The organism is Streptomyces sp. NBC_00597 (assembly GCF_041431095.1).
In the GTDB taxonomy this organism is placed as follows: Bacteria; Actinomycetota; Actinomycetes; order Streptomycetales; family Streptomycetaceae; genus Streptomyces.
Window position 1 is genome coordinate 2,692,826 of record NZ_CP107757.1, and the last position, 23,387, is coordinate 2,716,212.

Sequence of the window (23,387 nt, forward strand, 5' to 3'; positions counted from 1 at the left end):
CCGCCGCCCCGCGGCAACGCAAAGAAGGACCCCGCCCGACGCGGGGTCCTTCTTTTCGTTGTCTACCCGTAAGGCCGTCAGCGGCTCGCGGCGATCTCCGCGACGCGGCGGCGGACCAGGAACCAGCCGCCGACGAGGGCGGCCCCGATGACGGGCACGCACAGGACGGTGGTGCGGCCGACGCCGCCGTCGCACCACATCAGGACCAGCACGGCGAACAGGAACACCAGCGTGACGATCTGCGTGTACGGGGCCCAGGGCAGGCGGTAGGACGGCCGCTGCAGGGTGCCCTCCTGCGCGCGGCGCCAGAAGAACAGCGAGCAGATCATGACCATGCCCCAGGTGCCGAGGATGCCCAGCGAGGCGAAGTTCAGGACGAGCTCGAAGGCGTCCTTCGGCATCAGGTAGTTCAGGCCGACGCCGGCGAGGCCGAATGCGGCGGTGAAGAGCACGCCGCCGTAGGGGACCTTGCCCTTGTTCATGCGGGCGGTGAACTTCGGCGCGGAGCCGGACATGGCCATCGAGCGCAGGATGCGGCCGGTGGAGTAGAGCCCGGAGTTCAGGCTGGAGAGCGCCGCGGTCAGGACGACCAGGTTCATGACGCCGGCGGCGCCGGGGATGCCCAGCTTGTCGAAGACGGTGACGAAGGGGCTCTGGTCCGAGGAGTACGAGGTGTACGGGAGCAGCAGCGCGAGCAGGATCACCGAGCCGACGTAGAACAGGCCGACGCGCCACATGATCGAGTTGATCGCCTTCGGCATGATCTTCTCGGGGTTCTCGGTCTCGCCGGCGGCGACTCCGCACAGCTCGACGGAGGCGTACGCGAAGACCACGCCTTGGAGCAGCAGGAGCATCGGGAGCATGCCGGACGGGAAGATGCCGCCGTTGTCGGTGATCGAGGACAGGCCCGGGGTGTGGCCGCCGATGTCGTGGCTGGTGGCGACCAGGTAGATGCCGACGAGCAGGAAGATGCCCAGGGCGGCGACCTTGACCAGGGAGAACCAGAACTCCATCTCGCCGAAGTACTTCACCGAGATCAGGTTCGCGGTGAGGACCACGGCGAGGGCGATCAGGGCGAGGACCCACTGCGGGACGCTGGTGAACATCGACCAGAAGTGCGCGTAGGTCGCGGCGGCGGTGATGTCGGCCACGGTGGTCGTGGACCAGTTCAGGAAGTACAGCCAGCCGGCCGTGTAGGCGCCCTTCTCCCCCATGAACTCGCGCGCGTAGGAGACGAACGCGCCGGAGGAGGGCCGGTAGAGCACGAGCTCGCCGAGGGCCCGGACGACGAAGAAGGCGAAGATGCCGCACACCGCGTAGGCGATCGCGAGGGAGGGGCCCGCGTTGGCGAGCCGGCCGCCGGCACCGAGGAACAGGCCGGTGCCTATCGCCCCGCCGATCGCGATCATGTTGATGTGGCGGGACTTGAGGTCCTTGCTGTAGCCCTCGTCACCGGCGTCGACGTGGCGGGCGGACGCCGGGGCCGGGGCCTCGGTCAAGGTGCGGTCACTCATGTAGGACTTCGCCTTCGTGGGTGGGACAGGCAGTTCCGACCGCCGTGCAGGTGAGCTGGGTGGGGTCACCTGTGCGGGGGTCCGGTGGTTTTTGTCGCCCCAGGAGACCATGAGCCCCGGCCCCGGCCAAAACCCGCCCTCCTCGCACAGAAGCCCCCGACGACCTTGGAAACGGGCGCGGGGGGCTTCGTACGGGCAGGAAAGCGAGGCAGTGGGGGTCAGTCGCGGGGGTCGGCCTCCGCGGCCTGGTCGAGGCGGAAGGCCTCGTTCCCAAGGCCGATGCGGGCGTGCACCTCGGGGCGGCGGCTGCGCAGGATCGCCCCGTAGAGCAGTCCGCCCACGACGGCGGCGCCGATGATCCCGGGCAGGACCCAGCTGAGCGCGGAGCCCTTTTCGGCGCCGACGAGGACGCCGAAGTCCTTCACCGTGTACACGGCGATGCCGAGCAGGGCGATCCCGGCTGCGCCGGCCGCGACGAGCCGCCAGACCTGGGCGCCGGCGGTGCCGCGGCGGACGAAGAAGGCGATGACGGCGAAGGAGGCGGCGGCCATGAGAAGGGTCACGCCGAGGGCTCCGACGCTGCCCATCCAGGTGAACAGGTGCAGGACCGGCGTGGTGGGGTCGCCGGCCGGCGTGTCGTCGGTGAAGGCGAAGGCGAGGACGACGAGCGTGGCGATGACGGTCTGGAGGAGGGAGCCGGTCGCGGGGGCGCCGGTGCCCGCGCTGGTCCGGCCGAAGGCGGCGGGGAGCAGGCCCTCGCGGCCCATGGCGAAGGCGTAGCGGGCGACCACGTTGTGGAAGCTGAGCATGGCCGCGAACATGCCGGTCACGAAGAGGACGTGGAGTACGTCGGTGAAGGTGGTCCCGAGACGGCTCTGGGTGAGCTCGAAGAGCAGGCCGGGGCCGGCTTCGCCGGAAGCCTTGACGATCTGGGAGGGCCCGGTGGCGACGGTCAGGGCCCAGGCACTGAGCGCGAAGAAGAGGGCGACGAAGCCGACGGCGAGGAACATCACCCGGGAGACGACGATGTGGGGCTTGCTGGTCTCCTCGGCGTAGACCGGGGACTGCTCGAAGCCGACGAAGGCGGCGATGCAGAAGCACAGGGCGGTGCCGAGTCCGGTGCCGCCGAGGGTCGCGGGGTCGAAGGCGTGCAGGGAGAGGCCTTCGGGGCCGGGGTCGGCGAGGGCGGCGACGTCGAAGATGACGACGAGGGCGCACTCGATGAGGAGGAGGACGCCGAGGACGCGGGCATTGAGGTCGATCTTGAGCCAGCCGAGCGCTCCGGTCACTGCGACGGCTGCCAGGGCCGGTATCCACCAGGCGACGTCGATCTTCAGGTAGGTGCTGAAGAGGCCGGAGATCTCGAAGCCGAGGATGCCGTAGACGCCGACCTGCATGGCGCTGTACGCGACCAGGGCGACGAGCGAGGCGCCGGCGCCCGCGGTGGGGCCGAGGCCGCGGGCGATGTACGCGTAGAAGGCGCCGGCGTTGTGGACGTGCCGGCTCATCTCGGCGTAGCCGATGCTGAACAGCGCGAGCACGATGCCGAGGATCACGAACAGCAGCGGCTGGCCGACGACGCCCATGACGCCGAAGGTGGTGGGCATCACGCCGGCGACGACCATGAGGGGCGCGCTGGCGGCGAGTACGGAGAGCAGCAGGCCCGCGGTGCCGAGGCGGTCGGCGCGCAGGGCGCGGTCCTGGCCCTTGTAGGTGCGGATCTCGGGCGCGGTGCTGAGCGTGGTGGATCTGCCCGTCGCCATGGCGGGGTGTCCTTTCGGGGGAAGGTCGGGGTCGAACTGGGCTGGTGCGGTCGAGCGGGGTGCGGTCGAGCGGAGTGCGGGCCGAGCGGGGTGCGGTCGAGCGCGGGCGCCGGGCGCCTCAGGCCGTGCCGAGTGCGGCGCTGCGGGCCGCGAGGAAGGCCTTGTGCGGGTCGAGGTCCGGGTAGGACCAGGGAGCGGGTGTGGCGTGGCTGCCGATGCGGTGGAACAGGGCGGCGGCCTCGGCCGGGCGGCCCTCGCAGAGCTTGGCGTGGGCCAGGAAGTTGAGGTCGACCCGGTTGCGGGGGTGGTCCTCGCGCTCCCACTCCAGCCACCAGTCGAAGGCCGAGCGCAGTACCTGGCGGGCGCGGCGGCTCGACCAGTGGGCCACGGCTCCGGCGCTGCTGTCGGAGCCGTACTTGCCGGCCAGCACCCGGTAGCGCTCGGCGTGGGCGATGACGGGCAGGACGGCGAGCGGGGAGTCGGCCGGGGACTCCTCGGCGGCCCAGGCGGCGAAGTCGTAGACCTCGTGGAGCGGGTCGTGGCCGGAGCCGGGTGTGTGCTCGGCGAGCTGGGCGACCATGAGGTGGTGGGCGTGGTGGTGCTCGCGGTGGCGTGCCCGGACCTGGTCGAAGTGGCGGCTGAACTCCTCCTCGGTACCGAAGGCCCGGGAGAGCATGAGCAGCCCCAGCCAGGGGGTGGGGTCGGCGGGGAGCAGCACGGCGGCCCGGCGGCAGGCCTCTTCGGCCGCCTCGGGTGTGCCCTTGCGGCGCAGGGCGTTGATGACGGCGGCGCAGGCGAGGAGGGTGGCGGCGTCGGCGCTCTCGGGTTCGGCGAGCAGCCATTCGCGGGCCCAGGCGGTGGCGGCCGGGGTCTCGGCGAGTACGACGACGCGGTGGCCGCGGCGGTCCCAGTCGTCGCCGGTGCCGACGAGGAGGGACCGGGCCTTGGCCCAGCGGCCCTGGGTGAACTGGGCGCGCACGTCGACCAGCTCGGCATCGCAGAGGGCCGGGTCGAAGAGCTGGGCGTCCCGCTTGCGGGCGCGGCCGAGGGGCGGCGGAGGCGGGGACATCCGCGAAATTCCCTCCAGAGCACGGGCGCGGGCGGACGGTTTGGCTGGATGATCACGCACAGCAAAGCGGTACGCACAGCTCCGAGTCAAGGTCCAGTCCACTGCGTGGCGCGTTTCAACTGGTATGTACATGACGTGAGTTGGGGCGTCCGGATCCGTTCGCAGGCGCTGCTGGAGCGACCGTGGGGTGGGCCCATGACGACCTACGACGATCTTCCTCCCGCTTTGTTCGCGTTCCCGGGGCCGGTGCGCGACATGCTGGTGGCGGCGGTGCTGAGCGGCGCGAAGACCTCGACCACGGGATTGCTGACCGAATACGAGGTAATGGGCGACCCCCTGCCGGTCGTGGGCGAGCGGATGGCGGTCATGGACTCCGCGCAGCGTCCGGTGGCCGTCCTGGAGGTGACGGGCGTACGGGCTCTACCGCTCGCGGAGGAGGACCTCGGGCACGCCCCGGACGAGGGCGAGGGATACGCGTCCGTAGCCGAATGGCGTGTTTCCCACGAGCGGTACTGGCACGGGCCGCAGATCCGGGAAGTGCTCGGCGACCCGGAGTTCACGGTGACCGACGACACGCTGGTCGTCGCGGAACGCTTCCGGGTCGTCGAACGCCCCTAGGGGCCGCCACGGGAGCCCGGAGGGGGCCTGCCTCAGGCCACCGCCCCGGCTGCGGCGCGGCCCGCCGCACGGCCCGAGAAGATGCAGCCGCCGAGGAAGGTGCCCTCCAGGGCCCGGTAGCCGTGCACCCCGCCGCCGCCGAAGCCGGCCGCCTCGCCGGCCGCGTACAGGCCGGGCAGCGGGTCACCGGACCCGGTGAGGACCCGGGAGGACAGGTCGGTCTCCAACCCGCCCAGGGACTTGCGGGTCAGGACGGAGAGGCGGACGGCGATCAGCGGGCCCGCCTTCGGGTCCAGGATCCGGTGCGGCGCGGCGGTGCGGATCAGCCGGTCCCCGAGGTACTTGCGGGCGCCGTGGATGGCCGTCACCTGGAGGTCCTTGGTGAACGGGTTGGCGATCTCCCGGTCCCGAGCCACGATCTCCCGGCGCACCGTCTCCTCGTCGAGCAGGTCCTCCTTGGTGACCGCGTTCATGCCGCGCACCAGCGAGGCGAGGTCCCGTTCGACGACGAAGTCGACTCCGTTGTCCATGAACGCCTTCACCGGTCCCGGAACGGCCTGCCGCGCCCGGTCGATGACGTCGCGGACGGACCTGCCCGTCAGGTCCGGGTTCTGCTCGGATCCCGAGAGGCCGAACTCCTTGCCGATGATGCGCTGGTTGAGCACGAACCAGGTGTGGTCGTGGCCGGTCCTCATGATGTGGTCGAGGGTGCCGAGGGTGTCGAACCCGGGGAAGAGCGGGACGGGCAGCCGCTTGCCGGTGGCGTCCAACCAGAGCGAGGACGGGCCGGGCAGGATGCGGATGCCGTGCCGCGACCAGATCGGGTCCCAGTTCTCGATGCCCTCGGTGTAGTGCCACATCCGGTCCTTGTTGATGTGGCTGGCGCCGGCCTCCTCGGCGATGCCCAGCATCAGGCCGTCCACGTGCGCCGGGACCCCGGACAGCATCCGCTGCGGCGGCGTGCCCAGCCGGGCCGGCCACTGCGCGCGCACGAGGTCGTGGTTGCCGCCGATGCCACCGCTGGTCACGATCACCGCCTGGGCCCTGAGGGAGAAGTCGCCGGTGCTCCCACGGCCGCTCGCGGTGCCGCGTACGGCGTCGGAGGGCTCCAGGATCTCGCCCGTCACGGTGTCCAGGGCGCCGCCCGTCCGGGCGAGGCCGGTGACCCGGTGGCGGAACTTCAGCCGGACCAGGCCACGGGCCACCCCGGCACGGACCCGCCGCTCGAAGGGTTCGACCAGGCCGGGCCCGGTGCCCCAGGTGATGTGGAAGCGGGGGACGGAGTTCCCGTGGCCGTTGGCGTCGTAGCCGCCGCGTTCGGCCCAGCCGACCACCGGGAAGAAGCGGACGCCCAGGGCGTGCAGCCAGGGCCGCTTCTCACCGGCCGCGAAGTCGACGTAGGCCTCCGCCCAGCGGCGCGGCCAGGCGTCCTCCTCACGGTCGAAGCCGGCGGTGCCCTGCCAGTCCTGGAGGGCGAGCTCGCGGCTGTCCTTGATCCGCATCCGCCGCTGTTCGGGCGAGTCGACGAAGAACAGCCCGCCGAAGGACCAGTGCGCCTGGCCCCCGATCGACTGCTCGGGCTCCTGGTCGAGCAGGATGACCTTGCGGCCCGCGTCGACGAGCTCGGCGGTGGCCACGAGACCGGCGAGTCCGGCCCCGATCACGATCACGTCTGCGTCGTACGTCATGGCGAACCCGTCCTCCGGTCGGTGGTGGGGCAGATCCTTGGCTACGGAGCGGTAACCAGTCAACAGCGGTGGTTGGATGAGCCGTGTGAGTGCTGCTGACGAAGTACTGGACGTGGTGGACCGGGACGACCGGGTGACGGGGCGGGCGCCGCGCGGCGAGGTGTACGCGGGCGGGCTGCTGCACCGGTGCGTGTTCGTACAGGCCAGGGACGCGCAGGGGCGGATCTTCGTCCACCGGCGGACGGCGTCGAAGCTGGTCTTCCCCTCGGCTTACGACATGTTCGTGGGCGGAGTGGTGGGCGCCGGCGAGAGCTACGCGCAGGCCGCCCTGCGGGAGGCCGAGGAGGAGCTGGGCGTGGCGGGTCTGGCGCAGCCGGCGCCGCTGTTCAAGTTCCTGTACGAAGGGCCGGGCGGGGCCTGGTGGTCGTACGTGCACGAGGTGCGCTGCGAGCTGCCGGTGCGGCCGCAGGAGTCGGAGGTGGCCTGGCACGCGTGGCTCTCCGAGGGGGAACTGGCGGGGCGGGTCGCGGACGGGGCGTGGGAGTGGGTGCCGGACGGGCTGGAGGCGTACCGGCGGCTGCGCGCGCACCGGGAGTCGCACCAGTAGATTGATCAGGTGATCGACTTCGTCAAGGACGTACGCCTCTGGTTCGCCCCGCAGCGGCTGAGGGACGAGGGCGAAACCCCCGACTACCGGTTTTCGCTGGCCAACGAGCGGACCTTCCTGGCCTGGATCCGGACCGCCCTGGCCCTGGTGGGCGGCGGTTTCGCGGTGGACCAGTTCCTGCCGGACCTGCGCTGGGGCGTGCGGGTCGGGATGGCCCTCGCGCTGCTCGTGGTGGGTGCCGCCTGTGCGCTGCGGGCGGTGAACCACTGGGTGCGGTGCGAGCGGGCGATGCGGCGGGGCGAGGACCTCCCGCTGTCCCGGTTCCCGGTGGTGCTGAGCCTGGGAGTGGGGCTGGTCGCGGTGTCGATGGTCCTGGTGGTGCTGATGGGCTGGACGAGCGGTCGATGACGACCCCCGGTTCGGCGGCCCGCGACGCGGGACTGCAGCCCGAGCGGACCCGGCTCGCATGGCGGCGCACGACGCTGGCGTGCTCGGTCACGGCGGTGCTGGCGCTGCGGGCGGCGCTCCGCGGGTCGGGCTCGCCGCTGGAGGTGATCGGGGCGGCGGTGATCGCTCTGATCTGGCTGGCGTTCCTGGCGGTCGCCCACCACCGCATGCGCCAACTGACGGCCCGCCGCCCACCCGCCCTCGCCCCCCGCGCGGCCCTGGCGGCGGTGGCCTGCACGGTGGCCCTATCCCTCTTCGCGGCGGCAGTGGTCCTCTGACCCACGGAGGCAGCCCGGTCGGAACCACGGAGCCGGGAGCCAGACGCTCCGCCGGGAGGTGCCGGCGGCAGCCACGAAGCCGGGGGCCAGCCGCTCCACCGGGAGGGACGGGCAACAGCCGCGCAGCCGGCAGCCAGACACTCTGCCGGGAGGGGGCGGGCCGAAGCCACGGAGCCGGGAGCCAGACACCCCACCGGCAGGCGCCGGCGGCAGCCACCCAGCCGGGAGCAAGCCGCTCCACCGGGAGGGGCGGACGGAACCTACGGCGCCGGGAGCAAGTCACCCCACCAGAAGGGGGGCGGCGGCAGCCGCGGAGCCGGGAGCGCAAAATCCGCACCCAGGGTGCAGTCAAACAAGGCCCAGCGGCCCGCCCTCCCCGCCTTCCGACCACCCGTCACGGGCCCTCCCGCTGACTGGGGCACCGGTCACCACGGGCAGGAGCGCATCATCACACCGACATCGCCCACGGTCACCACAGACACACCCACCAGCCGGACCAGCACCTCACCCCGACATCGCCCACGATCACGACCGGTGGAAGCACCCACACGCCGGACCTGCACCTCACCCCGACACCGGCCACGGTCACAAGCGGCCGGACGGGCGGGCAACCGGCCGGCCAGCCGGCCAAAGAACGACCGGTCCGCGCACAGAGCTGCGCACAACGGTCAGACAGTGCGGGCACACAGGACGGGACAACGACGGGAGCGTCCTGACCTACAGGAAAGACCAGCCGCAGGCCGCACACGACACCAACACCCACCACCAGGGGCGGCTGCAGGCCTCCCTACAGGACATCCCCCCACACCCACCCACACCGCCCCACCAAAACCATCAACACCACCACCGAACAACACCACCCACCACCGCCCCGCAACGCCACCCCAACCCACCACCACCACCACCACCCGCACCCGCACCCGCACCCGCACCCGCACCACCCCGCCAACACCAACCCCAACACCAACACACCACCCGCCCCGCCCTCCCCCCGCGCCCCCGCAGCTGGCAGGATGCCGAATGCCCGTCAAAGCCGTCCCGGGAGAGCGCACATGACCGCCGAAGAGCCGTACCTCGTCCAGCCCGCACCCGGGGTGTACGCCTACGTCCAGCCGGACGGTGGCTGGTGCCTCAACAACGCCGGCTTCGTGAGCGACGGCGGTCGGACCCTGCTCATCGACACCGCGGCCACCGAGCGGCGGGCCCTGGCCCTGCGCGAGGCGGTCGTGGCGACCGGGGTGCCGCTGCCACGCACGGTGGTGAACACCCACCACCACGGAGACCACACGTACGGCAACGCCGTCTTCGCCCCCGAAGCCCTGATCCTCGGGCACGACAACGCGCGCAGCGAACAGCTCGCCGCCGGGCACCAGCTGGAGCTCATCTGGCCCGCCACCGACTTCGGCGCGATCGAGATCACCGTGCCGGACCTCACGTACAGCGACCGGATGACCTTCCACCTCGGCGAGACGGAGGTGCGGGTGGTCCACCCGGGCGTCGCGCACACCACCGGGGACTCGATCGTGTTCCTGCCGCGGCAGCGGATCGTGTTCACCGGCGACCTGGTCTTCGCCGGGGGCACGCCGTTCCTGGCGATGGGCTCGCTGGCCGGTTCGCTGCGGGCGCTTGAGCTGCTGCGCTCGCTGGACGCGGAGACCGTCGTACCGGGCCACGGGCCGCTGACGGACCCGTCCGCGTACGAGGCGACCGAGCGCTACCTCCGCTACGTGGCCGAGCTCGCCCGGGAGGGCAGGGCGAAGGGGCAGACCCCCCTGGAGGTGGCGCGCCAGGCCGATCTCGGCGAGTTCGCGGCCTGGCGGGAGAGCGAGCGACTGGTGGCGAACCTGCACCGGGCGTACGCGGAACTGGCCGGTGAGCCGGAAGGGGCGCCGCTGGACATACTGGCGGTGCTCCAGGACATGACCGTGATGAACGGCGGGACGCCGATCCTGTGCCACGCCTGACGCTGGCGTCCTGACCCGCCGACGGGCCGGGGGATTTCCCTCCGGCCCGTACTCGTGGGCCCTGCACACTGGACGACATACCGACTGGTCGGCATGATGGGGCGGCATGACGGCTCGCGTTCGTTTCGTCCTCGTCCACTCCGCACGGAGGTGCGCACCATGACCTCAGCGTCAGCGTCCGCTTCAGCCGCCCCCCGGGGCCTCGATCTGGAGGGGCTGCGCGGTCATCTCGACCGGGCACGGCCGGGTCTCGTGGCCGGGGAGCTGCGCGGCCGGCTGATCGAAGGCGGCCGGTCGAACCTCACGTACGAGATCACCGACGGGACCGCCCGCTGGGTGGTGCGCCGCCCGCCGCTCGGCCACGTCCTGGCGACGGCGCACGACATGCGGCGCGAGCACCGGGTCATCCAGGCGCTGCACGGCACGGCCGTGCCGGTGCCCGAGCCGGTGCTGTTGTGCGAGGACGAGTCGGTCCTCGGGGCGCCGTTCTACGTCATGGAGTACGTGGACGGGGTGCCGTACCGGACGGCCGGCCAGCTCTCCGGAATCGGCCCCGAGCGCACCCGACGGGCGGTGCTGGGCCTCGTGGACACCCTGGTCGACCTGCACGCGGTGGATCCGGAAGCGGTGGGTCTGGGCGACTTCGGCCGGCCCGAGGGGTTCCTCGACCGGCAGCTGCGCCGCTGGGGCAAGCAGCTCGCGGCCTCCCGCGGGCGCGAGCTCGCGGGCATCGACGAGCTGCACGGCGCGCTCGGCCGGGCCCTGCCGGACTCCCCCGCCCCGACCGTCGTGCACGGTGACTTCCGGCTGGACAACGTGCTGATCGGCGGGCCGGACGACACGATCCGGGCGGTGCTGGACTGGGAGATGTCCACGCTCGGAGACCCGCTGACCGACCTCGGGCTGCTGGTGATGTACAGCTCGGACCTGGGGCTGACGGACTCCCCGGTCAGCACGACGAGCGGTGCGCCCGGTCACCCGGCGCCGGCCGAGCTGATCGAGCGGTACGCCGCCCGGTCCGGCCGGGACACCGGCGCGATCGCCTGGTACACCGCCTTCGCTTGGTTCAAGCTCGCGGTGATCCTCGAAGGCATCCACTACCGCTACACGCTCGGGCAGACGGTGGGCGCGGGCTTCGACCGGATCGGCGAGCTGGTCCCGGTCTTCATCGAGCACGGTCTGACCACCCTCCAAGAACTGCAGGAAGGCTGAGGCACACCCATGGACTTCGCATTCGACTCCCGGACCGAGGAACTCCGCGAGCGGCTCCTCACGTTCATGGAGGAGTACGTGTACCCGGCGGAGCCCGTCGCCGCCGAGCAGCGCGCGCGGCTGGCCTCACCCTGGGACACTCCGGCCGTCTTCGGTGAGCTGAAGGCCGAGGCGCGCCGTCAGGGACTGTGGAACCTCTTCCTGCCGGACGCGGCGCACGGCGCCGGGCTGACCAACCTCCAGTACGCCCCGCTCGCCGAGATCACCGGCCGCAGCCCGCACCTGGCGCCGATGGCGACCAACTGCGCGGCCCCGGACACCGGGAACATGGAGCTGCTCGCGCAGTTCGGCAACGAGGCGCAGCAGAAGCAGTGGCTCCAGCCGCTGCTGGCCGGGGAGATCCGGTCCGCGTTCGCGATGACCGAGCCGGAGGTCGCCTCCTCGGACGCGACGAACATCGAGACGCGGATCGAGCGTTCGGCGGACGGTGACGAGTACGTCGTGACCGGACGCAAGTGGTTCATCTCCGGGGCCATGAACCCGGACTGCAAGATCTTCATCGTCATGGGCAAGACCGACCCGGACGGCGCCGATCCGCGGCGCCAGCAGTCGATGATCCTGGTCCCGCGCGATACGCCGGGCGTCGAGGTGCGGCGTGCGATGACGGTGTACGGGTACGAGGACCACGACCACGGCGGCCACGCCGAGGTGGTTTTCGACGGGGCCCGGGTGCCGGCCGCGAACCTGATCGGCGAGGAGGGCACCGGCTTCGCCATCGCCCAGGCCCGGCTCGGCCCGGGCCGGATCCACCACTGCATGCGGCTGATCGGCATGGCGGAGCGGGCCATCGAGTTGATGTGCCGGCGCGCGGTGGGCCGTACGGCCTTCGGCAAGGAGCTGGCCGCGCAGGGAGTCGTACAGAACTGGATCGCGGACGCGCGGGTCACGGTGGAGCAACTGCGGCTGCTGGTGCTGAAGACGGCCTGGCTGATGGACACGGTCGGCAACCGGGGTGCGCACACCGAGATCCAGGCCATCAAGATCGCGACTCCGCGGGCGGTGGTGCGGATCCTCGACGATGCGGTGCAGCTGCACGGTGCGGGCGGGGTGAGCCAGGACTTCCCGCTGGCCGAACTGTGGGCGGCAGCACGGACGTTGCGGCTGGCGGACGGTCCGGACGAGGTGCACCAGCGCTCGCTGGCGCTCCGGGAGCTGAAGAAGTACCGCGCGTGAACGTGTGGGAACCGTGCGGAAGTTCGGACGAACTCATGTACGAGGTGAAGGCGATGCGGGGGGTCTTTTAAGAAAGCTTGTTGAATAACCCTTTACCCCCGGGGCGTTCTTGATTTGCGCCTGTCAATCGGAAGAGGGTTCTCCAGAAGGTTTGACGCCCCACACGTCAACATGAGGAGAACCCTCCAGATGGCAACTCACAAGCGCTCGCGCGGTTTCCGGTACGCGGCAGTCGCCACGGGAGCCGCCACCGCGGCCGCCGTGACCCTGCTCGCCACCCCCTTCGCGGGGGCCGCAGCACCGGCCGAAGGCACGGTGTTCGGACTGGGCGCGCCCGGCGCGATCAGCGGTAGCTACGTCGTCATACTCGACGCATCCGCGAACAAGGAACAGCTGGCCAAGAAGTACGGAGGCGAGCTGAAGCGCACCTACAGCTCCGGGGTCAACGGCTTCTCGGTCGCCGGCCTGAGCGAGACCAAGGCCAAGCGGCTCGCCGCGGACCCGGCCGTCGGCAAGGTCGTGCAGAACAAGAAGTTCACCATCAACGCCACCCAGGACAACCCGCCTTCATGGGGTCTGGACCGGATCGACCAGACGGCCAAGGCGGGCGACAAGAAGTACAGCTACCCCGACAGCGCCGGCGAGGGGGTGACGGCGTACGTCATCGACACCGGCATACGCACGACGCACAAGGACTTCGGCGGCCGAGCCACCTCCGGCTTCGACGCCGTCGACAACGACGACAGCGCAGATGACGGCAACGGCCACGGCACGCACGTCGCGGGCACCATCGCGGGGACCGCGCACGGCGTCGCCAAGAAGGCGAAGCTGGTCGCGGTGCGGGTGCTCGACGACAACGGCTCCGGCAGCACCGAGCAGGTCGTCGCCGGCATCGACTGGGTCACCCAGCACCACTCGGGGCCCTCGGTGGCCAACATGAGCCTGGGCGGCGGCGCGGACGAGGCGCTGGACGAGGCCGTGCGACGGGCCATCGCCTCGGGCGTCACCTTCGCGGTGGCGGCGGGCAACGAGTCGGCCGACGCCGGGCAGGGCTCCCCCGCCCGGGTTCCGGAGGCGATCACGGTGGCGTCGAGCACCATCGACGACCAGCAGTCCTCGTTCTCCAACTTCGGCTCCGTGGTGGACCTGTACGCGCCGGGCTCGGACATCACCTCGGACTGGAAGGACAGCGACAGCGCCACCAAGACCATCTCGGGCACGTCCATGGCCACCCCGCACGTCACCGGCGCCGCGGCGGTCTACCTGGCCGGACACCCGTCCGCGACCCCGGCGCAGACGGCGTCGGCGCTGACGGCCGCGGCCACCGCCGGCGCGGTGACCAACCCGTCGGCCGGCACGGCGAACAAGCTGCTGAAGGTCGCCCCGTAGCGGTGACCGGACGCTCTGGCCGGCCGCGCTGACCGGATGCACCGAGATGCACCGACCGGACGTACCGAAGGGCCCGCCCCCGTCCGCCCCTGCCAGGGGCGGACGGGGGCGGGCCGTCGTACGGGCGCGGTCCGCGGCTACGGGCGCAGGGCGCGCAGCAGCAGGTCGGCGAGGTGGTCGGCGACCTGGCGGGGCGTGAGCGGGCCGTCCGCGCGGTACCAGGTGGACAGGTGGTGGACCGAGCCGAAGTGGTAGTCCACCACCAGGTCCGCGGGGGTGGCGGTGGAGAACACCCCGGTGCGCTGGCCTTCCTCGACCAGTGCCCGGAAGCGCTCGTGGTAGCGCCGGCGCTCCGCCCGCACCTGCTTGAACTTCTCCGGGCTGAGTTGGTGCATCGACCGGAAGAAGATCGCCGCGTCGTCGAGGTTCTCGATGGTGGTGACCACCACGTCGGCCGCCGCGGCGCGCAGCCGCTCCTCGACGGGGGCGTCGGAATCGGCCACCACGTCCAGGCGCTGCTGCTGGAGGCGCAGCATCCGCGCGTACACCTCGTGCAGGAGGTCGTCCTTCGATCCGAAGTAGTGGTAGAGCGCTCCCTTGGTGACCCCGGCCGCCTCGACGATCTCCTGTACGGAGGTGCGGTCGTAGCCGCGCTCGGCGAACAGCCGGGTGGCGACGGCCAGCAGCCGCTGCGGCACCGGGGCTTCGTGCGTGCCTTCGGGCTCCGTGCTCCTGGCAGCCATGGCGCTGACCTTCCCTTCCCTGTTCTCTGGCCCGTTCGACCAGCGGTACGAGCAGCTGTACGACCGTACGGCTGTTTTCAGCCGCGATCGCGCAGTTCCCGTCGCAGGATCTTGCCACTCGTCGTCTTCGGCAGGACAGGCAGGATCTCCACTTGGCGCGGGTATTTGTACGCGGCGATGCGGGCGGCGCAGTAAACGGACAGTTCTTCCGGTTCGACCGAGGTGCCGGGGCGGAGGCTGACGTACGCCTTCACGCTCTCGCCGCGGTACGGGTCGGGCACGCCGACCACGGCCGCCTCGCGCACGGCGGGGTGGCCGTAGAGAACGTCCTCGACCTCGCGCGGCCAGACCTTGAACCCGGAGGCGTTGATCATGTCCTTCTTGCGGTCGACGACGTACAGCCAGCCGTCCTCGTCCATGAAACCGACGTCTCCGGTGCGCAGTTCGCCGTCCGGGAAGGCCTTGGCGGTGTCGGCGGGCAGCCCCCAGTAGCCGGGAACGACCTGGGGTCCGCGGACGGCTATCTCGCCGGTCTCGCCGAAGGGCACCTCGGCGCCGTGCTCGTCCAGGACCCGTACGACGGTGTCGGCGCCGGGCAGGCCCACGGAGAGGGTGCCGGAGGCGGGGTCCACCGGGGCTTCGAGGTGCGCGGGCACGGAGGCGCAGGGCGCGGTGCACTCGGTGAGCCCGTAGCCGTTGCGCAAGTAGAAGCCGAAGGCGGCGCGGAGGCGTTCGACGAGGGCGGGCGGGAGCGGGGCGCCGCCGGAGGAGATCACCTGGAACGAGGCGAAGTGGTCCCGGGTGACGTCGGGGTGGGCGGCCAGCGCCATGAAGGCGGTGGCCGGGCCGACGGCGTAGGCGGGGCGGTGCTCCAGGAAGGCGTCGAGGACGACGCCCGCGTCGAAGCGGTGCGCGAGGACGAGGGTGCCGGCGTTGACGAAGCAGGCACCGAGCTCGCAGACCATGCCGGTGATGTGGAAGAGGGGTGCGAGGGCGAAGTACGCGGCGCCCTCGGGGAGCGGGTGCCCGGTGACCTGCCGGACGGCGTTGTGGGTGAGCGCGCCGTGCGGGTTCATGGCGCCCTTGGGGGTGCCGCTGGTGCCGGAGGTGTAGCTGATGAGCGCGGTGTCGGCGGCGGTGAATCCGGGGTCCGGCGGGGCGGGGCGGCCCTGGCGGGCCACCGCACCCAGGTCGGCCCTGGCCGGGACGCCGGGGGCACCGGCGCCGGGACCGGCGGGCCCGGACTTCTGGGTTCCGTCCTGCCGCGTTCCGTCCAACGGGGTTCCGTCCAACGGCGTTCCGTCCCACAGCGTTCCGTCCAGCGGGGCGCGTGGCCGCGGGACCGCTCCGGCTGCGCCCGCCGGGACCGGGGACGTCGGGGGGAGGACGCGGGGGTCGTTGCGGGTCTGGAAGTCGTGGTCCGAGGTGGTCAGGACGGCCCGTACGGCCGTGTCGCGAACGGCGCCGGCCAGGTACGCCGACCACGCGCTGCCTTCGCACAGCAGCGCGACGGCCCCGGAGTCGCGCAGGATGTGCCCGACCTCTCCCGTTTTGTACATGGGGTTGAGCGGTACGACCACCGCCCCGGCCTTCCATGCGGCCAGGACCGCGAGCACGAAGTGCGGGGTGTTCTGGAGCATGACGGCGACCCGGTCCCCGCGGCCGATGCCCTGCGCGGCGAGGTGGCCGGCGACGGAGTCCGAGAGGGCGTCCGTCTCCGCGTAGCCGATGCGGCCGTCGAAGTAGGCCAGCGCGGTGCGCTCGGGGGCCCGGGCGACGGCGTCGCGGAAGGCGTGCAGCAGGCTGGGCGGCGGGGAGACGGGGGCGCGCTGGGCTGGGCTGAGCAGTGCGAGCCACGGCTTGGCGGCGTAGTGGGAGGACCGGGTCACCTGGCCTCCCACTTCTGCTGGAGGTGGTTCATGCCGGCGAGCCAGCGGTCCGGTTCGGTGGCGCGCGCGGCGTAGTAGTCCGCGACCTCGGGGTGCGGGAGGATCAAGAACCGGCCCTTCTCCATGCCGTCGAACAGTGCGTCCGCAACCGCTGCCGGCTCGATCGCGGTCGGCGCGAGGACGAGTTCGCCCGCCGAGCCCGCGGCCGTCAGCATGTCGGTGCGGACCCCCTGCGGACAGATGGCGTGGACCTGCACGCCGCGGTGGCGGTAGGTCAGCGAGAGCCACTCCGCGAAGGCGAGCGCACCGTGCTTGGTGACACTGTACGGCGCCGCCCCGATCATGGTCAGCAGCCCTGCGGCCGAGACGGTGGACACGAAGCACCCGCTCCCGCGCTCCAGCCAGTCGGGCAGCAGCAGCCGGGCTGCGCGGACGTGCGCCATGACGTTGGTGTCCCAGGCCGCCTCCCACACGGCCTCGTCGGCGAACGCGTCTCCGCCCGAGGCGAGTCCGGCATTCGCGCAGTAGACGTCCACCCTGCCGCCGAGGGCCTCGCGGGCCTCGGCCACGACGGCCGACGCGTCGCCCGGCACCGGGATCGCCCGGGCGCCGATCTCGGCCGCCACTGCGGCGGCCTTCGCGGGGTCGAGGTCGTTGACGACGACCATGGCCCCCTCGGCGGCGAAGCGGTGGGCGAGGGCGGCGCCGATGCCGCCGCCCGCGCCGGTGACGACGACTCGCTGGTCCTGGTACGCGCTCACGGGATCACCTTTCATGGCCGGATGCCCGGCAGACTAACCGGTCGGTATGTCGGGGTGGAAGAGGGGCGGCGCCTAGCGTGGGCGAATGACGCTGTCGCGACGGGGGTTGCTGGGACTGGCGGGAACGGCGGGGGCCTTGGGGACCCTCGGAGCGACGGGCGCGGCTCCCGGCAGGGCACCGGACCGGGCAGCCGACCCGGCGATGGCCGACCCGGCGGTGGCCGACCGGGTGCGCACCGGCTTCGAACAGCTCGCCGCCGACGGCTACGGGGCGCTCGCCGGCCAGCGGGTCGCTGTGGTCACCAACCCCACCGGAATCACCGCCGACGCCCGCCACCTGGTCGACGTGCTGCATGCGGACGCGCGGGTCGACCTGTTGGCGGTGTTCGGGCCGGAACACGGGTTCCGCGGGACGGCGCAGGCCGGCGAATCCGAGGCCGCCGGGCGCGATCCGGCGACCGGGCTGCCGGTGTACGACACGTACGGCAAGAGCGGACAGAAGCTCGCGGACGTCTTCACGGCGGCCGGCATCGACACCGTCGTCTTCGACATCCAGGACGTCGGGGCGCGCTTCTACACCTACGTCTGGACCCTGTACGACTGCATGCGCGCGGCCGCGCTCGCTGGCAAGGCGGTGGTCGTACTGGACCGGCCGAACCCGGTGGGCGGCGTGCGGGCCACCGGTCCCGTCCTGGAGCGCGCGTACGCGAGCGGCGTGGGCCGCGAGCCGATCGCGCTGGCGCACGGGATGACGGTGGCCGAGCTGGCCCTGCTGTTCAACGGGGAGTTCCTGGCCGCGCAGCCGGTCGAGCTGCGCACGGTGCGGATGACCGGGTGGCGGCGGGACTCCTTCTTCGGGGCGACCGGGCTGCCCTGGGTGCCGCCGAGCCCGAACGTGCCGACGCCGGACACGGCCCTCGTGTACGCCGGCACCTGCCTGTTCGAGGGCACCAACCTGTCCGAGGGGCGCGGGACGACCACGCCGTTCGAGGTGGTCGGTGCCGAGGGCGTGGACCGGCGGTGGGCGGAGGCGGCCGAGGCGCTGGGGCTGCCCGGGGTGTGGTTCCGCGAGGCCTGGTTCACGCCGACGTTCTCCAAGTTCGCCGGGAAGGTGTGCGGCGGGGTCCGGCTGATCGTGCACGACCGGGCGGCCTTCGATCCGGTGCGGGCCGGGATCGGGCTGCTGGTGACCGCGAAGCGGTCGTGGAGCGGTTTCGCGTGGCGCACCGACCATTGGATCGACCAGCTGACCGGCTCGGACCGGGTGCGGAAGATGGTGGACGCGGGGGCCGGGGTCGAGGAGATCGCGGCCGACTGGGCGGCGGGACTGGAGCGGTTCGCGGCGGTGCGGGGGCGGTACCTGCTCTACCCGTGAATCCGCGGGCGCCGGGGTCTGGCCGGGCGGGGGCCGCAGCAGGATGCTGGACGGCACCGGAGAGACGGCGCGGAGGGGGACCCCATGTCGGACGGAACGGGCAGAAGCGTCGGTATCGGAGTCGGTCCGTACGCGGAGCTGACCTTCGACGCCGACGGGGACGTGGACCGGAGCACTCAGGACGCGGTGGCCGGGCTGGAGGCCACCGACCTACTGGTCTTCGCGCACGGCTGGAACAGCGACCGGTCGACGTCGACCAGGCTCTTCGACCGCTTCTACGCACCCTTCCCGGGGCTGGTGGGGTCCGGCGTACGGCTGGGGTACGTGGGTGTCGTATGGCCCTCGATCCGGTTCTCGGACGAGCCGATACCGGACTTCGACCCCCGTGGCGCGCTCGCCGAGCCGGGCCACGGGACGGCTCTGGACCCCGCCACGCTGCGGGCGCTCGGGGAGTTCTGGCCGGGGCGGGTGGCGGAGCTGGACCGGGTCGCGGAACTGTTGGAGGACCGGCCGGAGTCGGTGGCGGCCTTCACCGAGTTCGGCGCGCTGGTACGGGAGCTGGCGGGCGTGGATGCGGTGGACGCGGTCGATCCGGCGGCGGCTGCCGGGGCGGACGCGGCTGCGGACGCCGCCGGCGCGGGCCCGACCGTAGCGGCACCGGCCGAGCGCGACGTGCCCGCGATCTTCACGCTGGACGTGCTGGAGGTGTGCCGGGCCTTCACCGAGGGCCTGATCGAGGCGGGCGCGCTGCCCGGGGGCGGCGCCGAGCCCGGCCTCACCCTCGGCGGCAGCCTGCACGCGCTGTGGAGCGGCGCCAAGGAACTGCTGCGGCAAGCCACGTACTACCAGATGAAGAGGCGTGCCGGGACCGTCGGCGAGCGCGGCCTCGGCCCGGTGCTGGCCGAACTGGCGGGACACCGCCCGGCCCTGCGGATCCATCTGATCGGCCACAGTTTCGGGGCCCGGGTGGTGTCCTTCGCGCTGCGCGCGGTGCCGGACGGGGCGCGGTACGTGAAGTCCGTGACCCTGCTCCAGGGAGCCTTCTCCCACTACGCCTTCGCCGACCGGCTCCCCCACGACAAGGGCAGCGGCGGCGCCCTGCGCGGTATGCAGCGCAAGACCGACGGCCCGGTCGTCGCCTGCCACTCCCCGTACGACTCGGCCCTCAAGGTCTTCTATCCGCTGGCCTCCCGGATGGCAGGGGATTCGGCCGGTCTCCTCGGTTTCGACGAGCGGTGGGGCGCGATCGGTCACGACGGGGTACAGGCGGTGCCGGGCGCGCCGCGGCTCACCCTCGACGCGGCCCTGCGCGCGGGGGTCCCGCAGGCCGGTTGCGTCAGCGTGGACACCGGGTCCGTGGTCCGGCGCGGGGGTCCCCCTTCGGGGGCGCACAGCGACATCTGCCACGAGGAGCTGGCCCGGCTCGTGGTTGCCGCGGGGCGCATGGGGCGCTGAGTTCTGGCCATGTGCCACCCGCACGCCTCGACCGCCCCCGCATGCGCCCGCAGCTGACCGGGCATGTTGGGCACATCTCACGGTGCGTCGTCGTTCGACGTTGTACGACGCCCCCCGGTGCGGGCGTGGGCGCGTTCGGAGGTGAAGGTGTGATGGCGGGATTCCGAAGTCTGGCGTACCAGGTGCGCGACGCGCGCAATGACCGTGCCCTGCGGCGCCATTCGCTGCGCCGCTGCCTGGAGCGGTTCGCTCCGTACGGGCACCGGGCGACGTGGTGGCATCTGTGCGACCGGCACGGCATCGCCCCCGAGGACCGGGCTGCCGATCCGCAGCGGCTGGTGGCGGCGCTGGAGGAACTGGAGGAGGCGCGGGCGGTCTGGCTGGAGTACGAGCGCCAGTTCGCGGAGCGGCGCCGCCGCGAGAAGTACCACGGGCTGCGCCGACCGGAGTGGGCGTGGGGCGGCAGCGGGGACGCGGTGGTGCGGTGCGCCGACCCGGGGGTGCGGCCGGACGGGACGCTGGGCGAGGTGCTGCGGCGGCTGGTCGTGGCGCTGGAGTCGGAGCCGGGGACGGGGTGCCCGGTCTGCGGGGAGCAGGAGCTGCGCTGGCCCGCGCAGCTGCCGGGGCAGAGACGGGGGCCCCGCGCGGGGCACGGCCATTGGGAGGGGGCGTGGGCCTGGGACGGGCCGGTGTGCGCGGGCTGCGGGATCGTCGTGCCCAGGCCGGCGCTGGCGGGCTCGTCTGCGATGGCGGACCCGGCTTCGGCGGGGGCGGCATGAGCCTGCGGGGACCGGGGGTCTCGGTGTCGGTGTCGGTGTCGGTGTCGGTGTCGGTGTCGGTGTCGGTGTCGGTGTCGGTGTCGGTGAACGGTGCGCGCACTGCCGCCGACGGCACCGCCGTTCCCCTGTCCCCGCAGGAGCTGGTGGAGTCGGCCCTGGGGGCGGTCGCCGCCGGGGCCGGGGAGGTTCTGGTCCATCCTCGGACCCCGTGCGGCCGGGAGAGCCTGTCCCCCCGGGTCGTAGGGCCGGTGCTGGAGGCGTTGCGGGGCACGGGGGTCTCCGTACCGCTTTCGGTGTCCGTGGGGATCGCGGCCGAGCCCGATCCGGCGGGGCGGCTGGAGCGGGTCCGGTCGTGGACGGTGCTGCCGGACCGGGCGGTGGTGCACTTCGCGGAGCCGGGGGCCGAGGAGCTGGCGGAGGCCCTGCTGGCGCGGGGCGTTGGTGTGGACGCGGTGGTTCCGCTGGGTGGGGGCGCCGGTACGGGGACGGGGCCGGAGCCCTGGACGGAGTGGGGACCGGGCCTGGCATCGGAACGGGAACCAGAAGCACGGCCGGACCGGCAACCGGAGCCGCTGGCGCGCTTCCTGGCCTGGCCGGTACGGGACCCGGCGCGCCTCCGGCTGGCGCTGGAGCTGGCCGCGGCCGATCCGGCTCTGGTGGCGGGGCTGCGGTGGCTGCCGCCGGTGCCGCTGCTGCTGTTCGGGCGGGACGCCGCCGCCTGGCCGGTACTGCGGCTGGCCGCGCGGTGCGGCGCGGCCGCCCGGACCGGCGTCGGCGACGTACTGCACCTGCCGGACGGGCGGGCGGCGCGGTCGAACGCGGAGCTGGTGGCGGCGGCCCGGGAGGTGGTCGCCGCGCAGGGCGCCGCTACAGCCTGGAGCCGGTGAGCTGGTCGCCGAAGACGTCGTCCGGGTTGGACAGGGCGCAGTTCTTCAGCGAGAGGCAGCCGCAGCCGATGCAGTCGGTCAAGTGGTCGCGCAAGCGCATCAGCTGGGTGATCCGCTGGTCGAGCTCCGCGCGCCAGTCCTCCGAAAGCCGGGCCCAGTCCTCGCGGTTGGGGGTGCGTTCCTCGGGGAGCTGGGCGAGTGCGTCGCGGATGGCCGCCAGCGGGATGCCGACGCGCTGCGCGGCGCGCACGAAAGCCACCCTGCGCAGCGCGTCACGGCTGTAGCGGCGTTGGTTGCCGGAGGTCCGGCGGCTGCTGATCAGGCCCTTGGTCTCGTAGAAGTGCAGCGCGGAGACGGCCGCGCCGCTGCGGGCGGACAGTTGGCCGACGGTGAGCTCATGGATTTTCTCGGGAATCTGCGGCACGACGCCGAGGGTAGTCGGCCGGTCCGACATTCGTTGACAGACGTGTCGTTGACAGATACAGGCAGCCCCAGCATGCTGAGCAAGCGCTTATTCGCCCAGGAGAGGGAGAGGCATGGCCGAGCCGAGGATCTTCACGTCCGCCGAGGAGCTGCGCGCAGGGATCGGGGAGCCGCTCGGTCCGAGCGGGTGGCTGGAGGTGGACCAGAAGCGGATCGATCTGTTCGCCGATGCCACCGGTGACCACCAGTGGATCCACGTGGACCCGGCGCGGGCCGCGGACGGGCCCTTCGGCTCCACCATCGCCCACGGCTACCTGACACTGTCGCTGCTGCCGAGCCTGGTCCCGCAGATCATGCGGGTCGAAGGCATGAAGATGGGCATCAACTACGGCACGAACAAGGTGCGTTTCCCGGCGCCGGTGCCGGTCGATTCGCGGCTGCGCGCCACCGCCGTGATCACCGAGGTCACGGAGGCGGGCGGCGGCGTCCAGGTCACGGCGACGGTCACGGTCGAGCGCGAGGACGGCGACAAGCCGGTGTGCGTTGCGGAGTCGGTGTCCCGCTACTACTTCTGAAGCGCGCCGGGGGTGGCGGACGCGCCGGGACCGTCCGGGACCGCGCCCACCATGCGCAGCACGAGGTCGGCGTAGAGCGCGCCGACCTCGTCGGGCGTACGACGGCCGGCCGTGTTGAACCAGCGGGCCACGTCGATGCACAGGGACAGGACGGCGAGGGTGGTGCCGGGGACGTCGGGCACGTCGAACTCCCCCGCCGTTACGCCGTCGGCGAGGATGCGGCGCACGGCGGCATCGCTCTGCCGGCGCAGTGCCACGATCTCGGAGCGGTGCTCCGGAGCGAGGGCGTCGAGCTCGTACTGGACCACGCGCGCGGTGGTGTGGTGCGCGGCGTGCCAGAGCACGAAGGACCGCACGGCGGCGTCGAGCCGCTCGGCGGCCGTGCCCGGGCCGGAAGCGGCGGTCTCCAGGATCTCCAGGGCCTTGTCGTGGCCGATCCGGCTGATCCGGTGGAGCAGTTCTTCCTTGGTCTTGTAGTGGATGTAGAGCGCGGCCGGACTCATTCCGGCCCGTCCCGCGATGTCACGCGTGGTGGTGGCGTGGTACCCGCGCTCCGCGAACGCTTCGACGGCGGCGACGAGCAGCCGCCGCGCGGCGTCGGGGGTGACCTCCGACCACGGCCGGTAGCCGCCGGTCGTCTCCTCCGCGCTGTCCATCGCTCGCTCACCCTCTTCGTTCCTGTGGAAGGAACACCTTACCGGAGGGTGAGCAAGCGCTT

Annotated in this window: 22 protein-coding genes; 13 read left to right on the forward strand and 9 right to left on the reverse strand. The window is 72.4% G+C overall.

The window, feature by feature from the left end:
- Positions 1-77: 77 nt before the first annotated feature.
- From OG974_RS11915 to OG974_RS11925, 3 genes are all read right to left on the reverse strand, one after another.
- Positions 78-1,514: an amino acid permease gene (locus OG974_RS11915; RefSeq protein ID WP_327282667.1), complete on the reverse strand. Its 1,437-nt coding sequence runs from the start codon at positions 1,512-1,514 to the stop codon at positions 78-80.
- Between the two features lie 218 nt (positions 1,515-1,732).
- On the reverse strand, positions 1,733-3,277 hold the full coding sequence (locus tag OG974_RS11920) for an APC family permease (protein ID WP_327282668.1): 1,545 nt from the start codon (positions 3,275-3,277) through the stop codon (positions 1,733-1,735).
- 118 nt (positions 3,278-3,395) lie between these two features.
- Positions 3,396-4,346 (reverse strand): hypothetical protein, encoded by a 951-nt coding sequence (locus tag OG974_RS11925; RefSeq protein ID WP_327282669.1) that lies wholly within the window; start codon positions 4,344-4,346, stop codon positions 3,396-3,398.
- Positions 4,347-4,541: 195 nt separating this feature from the next.
- On the opposite strand from OG974_RS11925, the gene OG974_RS11930 reads away from it, so the two are divergent.
- Positions 4,542-4,964 carry an ASCH domain-containing protein gene (locus OG974_RS11930; protein ID WP_327282670.1) on the forward strand — a complete coding sequence of 141 codons (423 nt, stop codon included), beginning with the start codon at positions 4,542-4,544 and terminating at the stop codon, positions 4,962-4,964.
- Between the two features lie 32 nt (positions 4,965-4,996).
- Here OG974_RS11930 and OG974_RS11935 read toward each other — a convergent pair whose 3' ends face one another.
- Positions 4,997-6,652, reverse strand: coding sequence for an FAD-binding dehydrogenase (locus OG974_RS11935; protein ID WP_327282671.1), 1,656 nt, complete (start codon positions 6,650-6,652; stop codon positions 4,997-4,999).
- Between the two features lie 85 nt (positions 6,653-6,737).
- Between OG974_RS11935 and OG974_RS11940 the strand changes: the two genes are divergently transcribed.
- The 7 genes from OG974_RS11940 (at position 6,738) to OG974_RS11970 (ending at position 13,782) form a co-directional block, all read left to right on the forward strand.
- Entirely contained in the window at positions 6,738-7,259 is a 522-nt protein-coding gene (locus tag OG974_RS11940; RefSeq protein WP_371646402.1) for an NUDIX hydrolase, read from the forward strand.
- A gap of 9 nt (positions 7,260-7,268) precedes the next feature.
- A complete protein-coding gene (locus OG974_RS11945; protein ID WP_327282673.1) occupies positions 7,269-7,667 on the forward strand; it encodes a DUF202 domain-containing protein in 399 nt (132 codons plus the stop codon).
- Entirely contained in the window at positions 7,664-7,984 is a 321-nt protein-coding gene (locus OG974_RS11950) for a DUF202 domain-containing protein (RefSeq protein WP_327282674.1), read from the forward strand. Before OG974_RS11945 ends, OG974_RS11950 begins: the two co-directional genes overlap by 4 nt.
- Positions 7,985-9,036: 1,052 nt before the next feature.
- A complete protein-coding gene (locus OG974_RS11955; RefSeq protein WP_371646404.1) occupies positions 9,037-9,948 on the forward strand; it encodes an MBL fold metallo-hydrolase in 912 nt (303 codons plus the stop codon).
- 159 nt (positions 9,949-10,107) lie between these two features.
- On the forward strand, positions 10,108-11,160 hold the full coding sequence (locus OG974_RS11960) for a phosphotransferase family protein (RefSeq protein ID WP_327282676.1): 1,053 nt from the start codon (positions 10,108-10,110) through the stop codon (positions 11,158-11,160).
- Positions 11,161-11,169: 9 nt separating this feature from the next.
- On the forward strand, positions 11,170-12,393 hold the full coding sequence (locus tag OG974_RS11965; protein ID WP_371646407.1) for an acyl-CoA dehydrogenase family protein: 1,224 nt from the start codon (positions 11,170-11,172) through the stop codon (positions 12,391-12,393).
- A 189-nt stretch (positions 12,394-12,582) separates the two neighbouring features.
- Positions 12,583-13,782 carry a S8 family serine peptidase gene (locus OG974_RS11970; RefSeq protein ID WP_327282678.1) on the forward strand — a complete coding sequence of 400 codons (1,200 nt, stop codon included), beginning with the start codon at positions 12,583-12,585 and terminating at the stop codon, positions 13,780-13,782.
- 137 nt (positions 13,783-13,919) lie between these two features.
- On the opposite strand, the gene OG974_RS11975 is transcribed toward OG974_RS11970, so the two are convergent.
- The 3 genes from OG974_RS11975 to OG974_RS11985 form a co-directional block, all read right to left on the reverse strand.
- Positions 13,920-14,525: a TetR/AcrR family transcriptional regulator gene (locus tag OG974_RS11975; protein WP_327282679.1), complete on the reverse strand. Its 606-nt coding sequence runs from the start codon at positions 14,523-14,525 to the stop codon at positions 13,920-13,922.
- 77 nt (positions 14,526-14,602) lie between these two features.
- Complete coding sequence (locus OG974_RS11980) at positions 14,603-16,414, reverse strand: class I adenylate-forming enzyme family protein (protein WP_371646410.1); 1,812 nt, start codon at positions 16,412-16,414, stop codon at positions 14,603-14,605.
- A complete protein-coding gene (locus OG974_RS11985; RefSeq protein WP_371646412.1) occupies positions 16,411-17,190 on the reverse strand; it encodes an SDR family oxidoreductase in 780 nt (259 codons plus the stop codon). The genes OG974_RS11980 and OG974_RS11985 overlap by 4 nt, the downstream gene beginning before the upstream one ends.
- Before the next feature lie 70 nt (positions 17,191-17,260).
- Here OG974_RS11985 and OG974_RS11990 point away from each other — a divergent pair, with 70 nt between their 5' ends.
- The 4 genes from OG974_RS11990 (at position 17,261) to OG974_RS12005 (ending at position 21,671) form a co-directional block, all read left to right on the forward strand.
- Positions 17,261-18,550, forward strand: coding sequence for a DUF1343 domain-containing protein (locus OG974_RS11990; protein WP_327282682.1), 1,290 nt, complete (start codon positions 17,261-17,263; stop codon positions 18,548-18,550).
- Positions 18,551-18,634: 84 nt separating this feature from the next.
- On the forward strand, positions 18,635-20,005 hold the full coding sequence (locus OG974_RS11995; RefSeq protein WP_371646414.1) for a serine-threonine protein kinase: 1,371 nt from the start codon (positions 18,635-18,637) through the stop codon (positions 20,003-20,005).
- A gap of 152 nt (positions 20,006-20,157) precedes the next feature.
- Positions 20,158-20,784 carry a hypothetical protein gene (locus tag OG974_RS12000; protein ID WP_327282684.1) on the forward strand — a complete coding sequence of 209 codons (627 nt, stop codon included), beginning with the start codon at positions 20,158-20,160 and terminating at the stop codon, positions 20,782-20,784.
- Positions 20,781-21,671, forward strand: a complete 891-nt coding sequence (locus OG974_RS12005) for a 3-keto-5-aminohexanoate cleavage protein (RefSeq protein ID WP_371646416.1) — start codon at positions 20,781-20,783, stop codon at positions 21,669-21,671. Before OG974_RS12000 ends, OG974_RS12005 begins: the two co-directional genes overlap by 4 nt.
- On the opposite strand, the gene soxR is transcribed toward OG974_RS12005, so the two are convergent.
- Positions 21,652-22,095, reverse strand: a complete 444-nt coding sequence (gene soxR / locus OG974_RS12010; protein ID WP_327282686.1) for a redox-sensitive transcriptional activator SoxR — start codon at positions 22,093-22,095, stop codon at positions 21,652-21,654. The genes OG974_RS12005 and soxR overlap by 20 nt on opposite strands.
- 112 nt (positions 22,096-22,207) lie before the next feature.
- Here soxR and OG974_RS12015 point away from each other — a divergent pair, with 112 nt between their 5' ends.
- Positions 22,208-22,669, forward strand: coding sequence for a MaoC family dehydratase (locus OG974_RS12015; RefSeq protein WP_327282687.1), 462 nt, complete (start codon positions 22,208-22,210; stop codon positions 22,667-22,669).
- On the opposite strand, the gene OG974_RS12020 is transcribed toward OG974_RS12015, so the two are convergent.
- The gene (locus OG974_RS12020; protein ID WP_327282688.1) at positions 22,660-23,325 is read right to left on the reverse strand and encodes a TetR/AcrR family transcriptional regulator; all 666 of its coding nucleotides are present in this window, start codon (positions 23,323-23,325) and stop codon (positions 22,660-22,662) included. The two genes, OG974_RS12015 and OG974_RS12020, sit on opposite strands and share 10 nt — an antisense overlap.
- Between the last annotated feature and the right edge of the window lie 62 nt (positions 23,326-23,387).